This is a genomic window from Micromonospora sp. NPDC023633, assembly GCF_040640035.1.
Lineage (GTDB): Bacteria > Actinomycetota > Actinomycetes > Mycobacteriales > Micromonosporaceae > Micromonospora.
This window is the reverse complement of record NZ_JBFABB010000207.1, coordinates 1-7,305: the sequence shown is the minus strand read 5'-3', so window position 1 is coordinate 7,305 and position 7,305 is coordinate 1. Positions and strand designations below refer to the sequence as shown.

General features: G+C 75.2%; 6 protein-coding genes. All 6 read right to left on the bottom strand.

Features of this window, described 5'->3' with window-relative positions; translation table 11 throughout:
• The coding region (locus tag AB0G13_RS33235; protein ID WP_357883204.1) for a glycosyltransferase at positions 1-484 on the bottom strand (484 nt) is incomplete at its 3' end.
• A gap of 55 nt (positions 485-539) precedes the next feature.
• Positions 540-2,240: a lipid II flippase MurJ gene (locus tag AB0G13_RS33230; protein ID WP_357883201.1), complete on the bottom strand. Its 1,701-nt coding sequence runs from the start codon at positions 2,238-2,240 to the stop codon at positions 540-542.
• A 1-nt stretch (position 2,241) separates the two neighbouring features.
• Positions 2,242-3,108 (bottom strand): hypothetical protein, encoded by an 867-nt coding sequence (locus AB0G13_RS33225; protein WP_357883198.1) that lies wholly within the window; start codon positions 3,106-3,108, stop codon positions 2,242-2,244.
• 61 nt (positions 3,109-3,169) lie between these two features.
• A complete protein-coding gene (locus AB0G13_RS33220; RefSeq protein ID WP_357883195.1) occupies positions 3,170-4,108 on the bottom strand; it encodes a copper transporter in 939 nt (312 codons plus the stop codon).
• Between the two features lie 27 nt (positions 4,109-4,135).
• Positions 4,136-5,314: a putative cytokinetic ring protein SteA gene (steA, locus tag AB0G13_RS33215; RefSeq protein WP_357883192.1), complete on the bottom strand. Its 1,179-nt coding sequence runs from the start codon at positions 5,312-5,314 to the stop codon at positions 4,136-4,138.
• Positions 5,315-5,434: 120 nt separating this feature from the next.
• Positions 5,435-7,192 carry a DNA repair protein RecN gene (gene recN, locus AB0G13_RS33210; RefSeq protein WP_357883189.1) on the bottom strand — a complete coding sequence of 586 codons (1,758 nt, stop codon included), beginning with the start codon at positions 7,190-7,192 and terminating at the stop codon, positions 5,435-5,437.
• Positions 7,193-7,305 lie beyond the last annotated feature (113 nt).

Below are 7,305 nucleotides of genomic sequence, written 5' to 3'. Positions count from 1 at the left end.
CGCCCAGCGCGGCGGCTCGCTCGACCAGGTCGGCGGAGGCGCCGAGCGCCACCCGGGCGCCCCGGGCGACGACCCGCTCGACGAGGCGGGACACGCTTCCCCGCAGGCCGCCCGCGAGCACCGCGTTGTGCCAGGTGACCACGAGCGGGGCGGCCGGGTGGGCGAGCACGGCGACGAGCCCGGCCCGCAGGCCGTGGGCGTGCAGCACGTCGACCGGTTCGGCGGCGAGCGCCCGGCGCAGCGCAGTTACCGCCCGGGCGTCGGCCGGGGTCGGGCTGGCCGGGATCTCCACCGGCAGGAAGCGGGCGCCGGCGCCCGTGAAGTCGAACTGCTCCTGCGTCGCGGCGGGCCCACAGACCAGCACGGAGGCACCCGAGTCGGTCAGGCCCCGAGCCAGCGAGCGGACGTGCTGCCCGACGCCGCCGGTGCTGGAGGCGAGCAGCAGGGCCACCGTGCCGCGCCAGCCGGGAACCGGTGCCGTCACCGCGACCACCCCCGCTCGTCGGTCGCCGTCGGCCGGTCACCCGTCCTGCACCCGCTCACCGGGACACCGTCTCCTTCCCGCCACCCCGTTCCGGGGGGATGTCTCCCTCGCCCGTCCCCTGGGCGGGGGCAGCCGGCCCACGCCGGCCCGTCCTGCCCAGCCGCCGGAGCGCCCCGGCGAGCAGCGGCGTCACGTCCCGCCGGTCGACCAGCCAGACGACGGCAAGGAACACGACGCCGACCAGGGCTCCGGACAGCATGCCCTGCACGAGTGCGCCCGGTGTCGTCGGGGTGCCGCCGGCGGCCGTGTCGAGCCAGCGGGCGAGGGCCGTTCCGGCGAGCGCGGCCAGGGTGCCGGCGAGCAGTCCGGCGGCGGCGGCCCGGGCCGCGCCGGCGAGCGCGGGACGCCCGGCCGAGCGCCGCACCGCGACGAGCAGCAGGCCGCCGAGCAGCACCATCCCGACCGAGTTGGCCAGGGCGACCGCGAGCACCCGGTCGGCCACCGGCAGCAGGGCCGCCAGTGGCACCGCCGCCACCGGCACGGCCAGCCAGCCGGCGGTGATCGCGACGGTGGCGGGGCGGGTGTCCCCCCGGGCGTAGAGGGCGCGGGAGAGCACCGCGAAGAGGCCGTAGCCGAGCAGCCCGGGGGCGAAGCCGACGATCCCGGCGGCGGTGGAGCCCGGGTCGTCCGGGTAGAAGAACGTGGCGACCGGCGCGGCCGTGCCGACCAGAGCCGCCGCGCCGAGGCAGCTGAACAGCAGCACCCCGCGCACCGTGGAGGAGAGCGTGCGCTGGTAGTCCTCGTCCCGTCCCGCGGTGGCGGCGGCCGCCAGCGTCGGGTACGCCGCCACCGCCAGCGGCACCGCCAGCACCGCCCAGGGCAGCAGGTACATGGTCTGGGCCAGGTTGAACACCTGCGGCGAACCGGTCGGCCCACCGGAGACCCGCCTGAGCAGCACCAGGAGCGCGAGCTGCTGCGCGGTGACGGTCACCGCCCCGGCCATCGCCAACCCGCCGACCCGCGCCCGGGCGTCGGGCGGGAACGCATAGCCGAAGCGCGGCCGCAGGCCCAACCGGCGCAGCGGGATCAGCAGCGACAGCGACAGCACCACCACGCCCAGCGTGGTGCCGGCGGAGAGGATCAGCTCGCCGCCGGGGCTCACCTGCGCGACGCCCACGCCTCGTCCCTCGGCGCCGCCGAAGGCGAGGTACACCACGATCACGGTGAGGCTGGACAGCAGCGGCGCGATCACCGGCCAGGCGAAGCGGCGGTGCGCCTGGAGCACCCCGGTGAGCACGATGCCGATGCCGTAGAGCGGCAACTGCGGGGCGAAGACCCGCAGCATCCGCGCGCCGGCCGCCAGTTCCGCCTCCGAGCGCCCCTCGCTCATCAGCGACACGACCGGGCCGGCCGCGACCGCCACCAGGACGGCCAGCGGCACCAGCAGGGTGACCGTCCAGGTGAGCAGGGCCCCGGTGGTGGCGGCCACCGCGCGCCGGTCGCCGGCCGCGACCGGCCCGGCCAGCAGCGGTACGACCAGGCTCGCCAGCGCGCCGCCGGCCACGATCTCGAAGATGATGTTCGGGACCGTGTTCGCGATCACGTACATGCCGCCGAGGTCGCTCTTCTGCACGACCCAGGTGAAGACGGCGGTGCGGCCGAAGCCGGCGAGCCGGCTGACCACGGTGAGGACGGCGATGAGCGCGGCCGCTCCGGCGACACGGCCGGCGCCGGCGAGGGGTGCCGGGGTCGTCACGTCAGTCGGCGCGCCGGCCCAGTGCGTCGAGCTCGCGCAGCCCCGGGGTGCGCTGGATGACCTGGGTGAAGCTGACCTTCTCGCTGGCCGCGGTGAGGCCGGCGAGCACGGCGAGCAGCCCGGCCCGCCCGACCGGCCCGGTACGCGCGGCCAGCGCCACACCGAGCAGCGCGCCGAGCGCGTTCGCGCCGCTGTCGCCGAGCATCACGTCCTCGCCGAGGTCGGCGGGGAGCAGCCCGGCGGCGGCGCCGACGGCACCGGCGGCGATCCCGCCGTGCGGGCCGCCGGCCAGCGGGGCGCCGAGCAGGAGGCCGGACTTCAGCGCCCGGCCGGGACGCAGGTCGAGCAGGTTGAGCAGGTTCGCCGTGCCGGCGATGACCCCGGCGCCGAGCAGCACGTCGACGCCCCGGCCCAGCGGGCCCTGCCGCTGGCGGCGCCGGTGCGCGGCGACCCGGGGGTCGGCGGCGAGCAGCGCGGCGGCACCGAGGCCCGCGGCCCCCACCCCGACGACCTTGATCATCCCGGCGGTGACGCGGCCCTCGCGCAGCGCGGCCAGGTGCCCGGCGAAGCCCTTGGCCGCCTTCTGCTCCGGCCGGGCCCCCGCCACGTCGTCGTAGAGCCCGACGGCCCCGGCACCCACCCCGGCGACCAGGGCCGCGGCGCCCGACGGCCCGCTGGAGGCGCCAAACGCGCCCACCCCGGCCGCGCCGGCCGCGAGCGCGGGGCCGGCGGCCAGGCTCACCGTGCGACCACGGAAGTTGGTCCGGTCGAGCGCGGGGCCGGCCGGTGAGGTGCGCACCTCGCGCAGCGCGTACCGGGCGGCGGCGGCGCCCGCGCCGGCGATCAGCAGTCGACCGAGCAGACTCACGCGTCTCCCTCCCGCCGTACGTCGGCGAAGCTGGATCCGGACACCGGGGTACGTCGTCGCATCACTGGGGCAGTCTAGGCAGCAGGGTGGCGTTGTCGGCGACGCCGTACTGCCCGGCCTTCTTCTCGGTGACCTGCTGCACCAGTGCGAGGGCGGTGACCAGCTGACCCTGGACGGTGTTGGCGTTGTCGACGGTGGAGATGGTCTGCACCAGCACGGGGTCGCTCCGCACGGCGGCCACCAGGTTGCCGCCGGCCGAGCCGTTGCCGCCCACGACGATCGTCCCGGTCCGGTCGAACTGCTCGGCGACCTTGAGCACCGACTCGTCCTTCTTGGCCGAGTCCTTGTCCACGTACGGCTGCCCGCTGACCACGACGACGGCCTCCGCCGACGCGGTGACCCGGTCCTCCGTGGTCAGGTAGTTGGCGTTGGTGTACGCGGCCAGCACCGCCCGCCGGTCGGCCTCGCTGACCGGGGTCGCGCCGGGCGCACGGTCGAGCAGCACGCTGGCCAGCAGCGCGGTCGACGTCTCCACCCCGTGCCCGTTGCCGGGCAGCCCGGCGGTCGGCGCGCTGGTGGGGCGCGCGGCGGTGACCGCCAGCTCCAGCAGGTTGTTGTTGTTGTCCGGGTTGATGAACTTGTCCTGCAGGTCGATGCGACCGGTCACCTGGGCCCCGGCGAGCTGGAGCATCTTGACCACGCCCTCGGTGTGGTCACGCCCCGTGGGCAGGCTGACGACCAGCACCCGCTTGCCGGTCAGCTTGCCGGGCAACAACAACTCCGCTGTCTGGGCCGCGAACTCCTCCTCGAGCTCCAGCTCCTTCTCCATGTTTTGGACCGCCTGGCGCATCAGCTGGTTGTCCTTGCGCAGCCCGTTGACGTTCTCCTTGAGCGAGTCGGCCACCGGGCCGTTCAGGGCAGCGGTGCCGACCACCAGGCCGATCGCCAACGCGAGGAAGACCGCGGTCAGGGACACCACGTGGTACCGGAAGTTGATCACACCTGCAGCCTCTTGATCGGTGGGACGCTAGAAAAGCTGTTCAAGCTGGAACACGAAATTGTTCCACCACTCGGAGACCACGCCCAAATACGCCTTGCCGACCGTGGAGACCGCCACCGCCGACGCCATCGCCGCGATCGCGGAGAGCACCAGCAGCAGCAGCGACGACCCGGAGATGCTCTGCCGGTAGAGCCGGCTCACGCCCTTGGCGTCGACCAGCTTCCCGCCGACCTTGAGCCGGGTCAGGAACGTGGAGGCCATCCCGCCGCGGCCCTTGTCGAGGAACTCGACAAGCGTGGCGTGGGTGCCGACCGCGACCAGCAGCGAGGCGCCCTTCTCGTCGGCCAGCAGCATGGCCAGGTCCTCGCTGGTCGCCGCCGCCGGGAAGGTCACCGCCGGGACGCCGAGGCCGTTGACCCGGGCCAGGCCGGGCGCCCGGCCGTCCGGGTAGGCGTGCACGATCACCTCGGCGCCGCAGCGCAGCACGTCGTCGGTGACCGAGTCCATGTCGCCGATGATCACGTCGGGCGTGTAGCCGGCTTCCACCAGCGCGTCCGCGCCGCCGTCCACGCCGATCAGAACCGGCTTGAACTCGCGGATGTAGGGGCGCAGCACGTCCAGGTCGGCCTTGTAGTCGTAGCCGCGCACCACGATCAGGCAGTGCCGCCCCTGCATCTCGGTCTGGATCTCGGGCACGCCGACGCCGTCGAGGAGCAGGTCGCGCTCCTGGCGGAGGTAGTCCATCGTGTTGGCGGCGAACGCCTCCAACTGGACCGAGAGCCCCTCCCGGGCGTCGGCCATCGACTTGGCCACCGTCTCGGCGTCCTGGAGGCTGCCGTGCGCCACCGGCTCGTCGCCGACGAAGACGGTGTTGCCCTCGATCCGCACGGTGTCGCCCTCGCGAATCCGCTCGAAGACCCCCTCCCCCAGGTCGTCCAGGAGCGGGATGCCGGCGGCGACCAGCACCTCCGGACCCAGGTTGGGGTAGCGGCCGGAGACCGAGGGCTTCGCGTTGAGCACGGCGCCGACACCGACGGCGACGAGCGAGTCGGCGGCGACACGGTCGAGGTCGACGTGGTCGATGACCGCGATGTCGCCGGGGCGGAGCCGGCCGACCAGGCGTTTTGTCCGGCGGTCGAGGCGCGCGGTGCCGAGGATCCTGCCCGGTTCCGCGCTCCGGGTCCGGCGCAACGTGGGTAGACGCATCGTGACCATCCTGGCATGTGAGGCAGGCAATTCTGTCGCGACATGCCTGAGCAGGGGCCGCCTACCCAGGGAAGCACACTAACGCGCAGGCCGGTGTGCCTGTGCTCACAATCGCCGACCTCACGGGCGCCTCTCCCGGGCCGCCACGGCGAGAAGCTCCTCGGCGTGCGCGATACCCAGGTCGGAGTCCGGCAAACCCGCGAGCATCCGGGCCAGCTCCCGCGCGCGCTCGGTGTCCTCCACCACCCGGACCCCGCTCGTGGTGACCGCCCCGCCCGTGTCCTTCGCCACCACCAGGTGCCGGTCGGCGAAGGCCGCCACCTGCGGCAGGTGGGTGACGACCAGCACCTGGTGGCTGCGGGCCAGCCGGGCCAGGCGCCGGCCGATCTCCACCGCGGCCTGGCCGCCCACCCCGGCGTCGACCTCGTCGAAGACCAGCGTGGGGGGCCCGCCCGAACCGGCGAAGACCACCTCGATGGCGAGCATCACCCGGGACAGCTCACCGCCGGAGGCCCCGCGCTGCAACGGCAGCGAGGGCGCGCCCGGGTGGGCCAGCAGGCGCAGCTCGACCTCGTCGCCGCCGTCCGGGCCGACGCCGACCTCGGTGCCGTTGACCGGCAGGGTCGGCTCGGCGCGGCCGGCCACGCGGGGCAGCACCGCCACCTCGATCCGGGCGTGCGGCATGGCCAGCCCGGCCAGCTCGACGGTGACCTGCTCGGCGAAGCGAGTCGCCGCCTCCTGCCGCGACGTCGACACCCGGCCGGCCAGCTCGGCCACCTCACCGGCCAGCCGGGAGGCCTCCCGGTCCAGCTCGTCCAGGAGGTCGTCGGAGGTGTCCAGGTCGGACAGCCGGGTGCGGGCCCGCTCGGCCCAGGCGATCACCCCGTCGACGTCGTCGGCGTACTTGCGGGTGAGCGCGCGCAGCGCCGCCCGCCGCTCGTAGACGGTCTGCAACCGGGCCGGGTCGGCGTCCAGCGCGGCGAGGTAGGCCGACAGCTCGGCGGAGACGTCCGTGACGAGGGTCGCCGCCTCCTCCAGCCGCCCCGCCAGCTCACCCAGCGCCGGGTCGGTGCCGGCCTGCGCCTCCAGGGTACGGCGGGCGGTGCCGAGCAACGCCGCCGCGTCCGGGGTCTCGTCGGTCGCCTCCACGCCGCCGGCCACGCACTGGTGGGCCACCTGCGCCGCGGTGCGCAGCCCCTCGGCATGCTCCAGCCGCTGCGCCTCCGCCTTCAGCTCGTCGTCCTCGCCGGGCTGCGGGTCGACCCGGGTGATCTCGTCCAGGCCGAGGCGCAGCAGGTCCGCCTCCTGGTTGCGCTCGCGGGCGTTGCGCCGCCGGTCGGTCAGGTCGTCGACCACCGCGCGCCAGCGGGCGTACGCCTCGCGCAGCGCGTCGAGCAGCTTCTCGTGCTCCGGGCCGGCGAAGCGGTCCAGCGCGGCCCGCTGCTCGGATGGCCGCAGCAGCCGCAGCTGGTCGGACTGGCCGTGCACCGCCACCGCCTGCTCGCCGACCTCGCCGAGCATCGACACCGGCATGCTCCGCCCGCCCAGGTGCGCCCGGGAGCGGCCCTCCACCGTGACGGTGCGGCTCAGCAGCACCGAGCCGTCCTCGTCGGGCTCGCCACCCGCGTCGGTGATCCGCGCGTGCACGGTGGCGGCGACGCGGCCCTCGAGCCGCAGCCGGCCCTCGACCACCGCCCGGCCCGGCTGGGCGCGGACCCGCCCGGCGTCGGCACGCCCCCCGAAGAGCAGGCCGAGGCCGGTGACCACCATGGTCTTGCCCGCACCGGTCTCGCCGGTGATGACGTTCATGCCGCCGGTCAGCGGCAGCGTGGTGTCCTCGATGACGCCCAGTCCGGTGATGCGCAGCTCTTCCAGCACAGCAACCGACAGTAGACGCGGCCCCCGACAGTTGACCAGCCGGCGTGGCCGCGTCGGTGCGTCCGCCCGCCGACAGCGCCGCCGGGGCGGCCCGGGCGCGGCCGGTGGGCGTC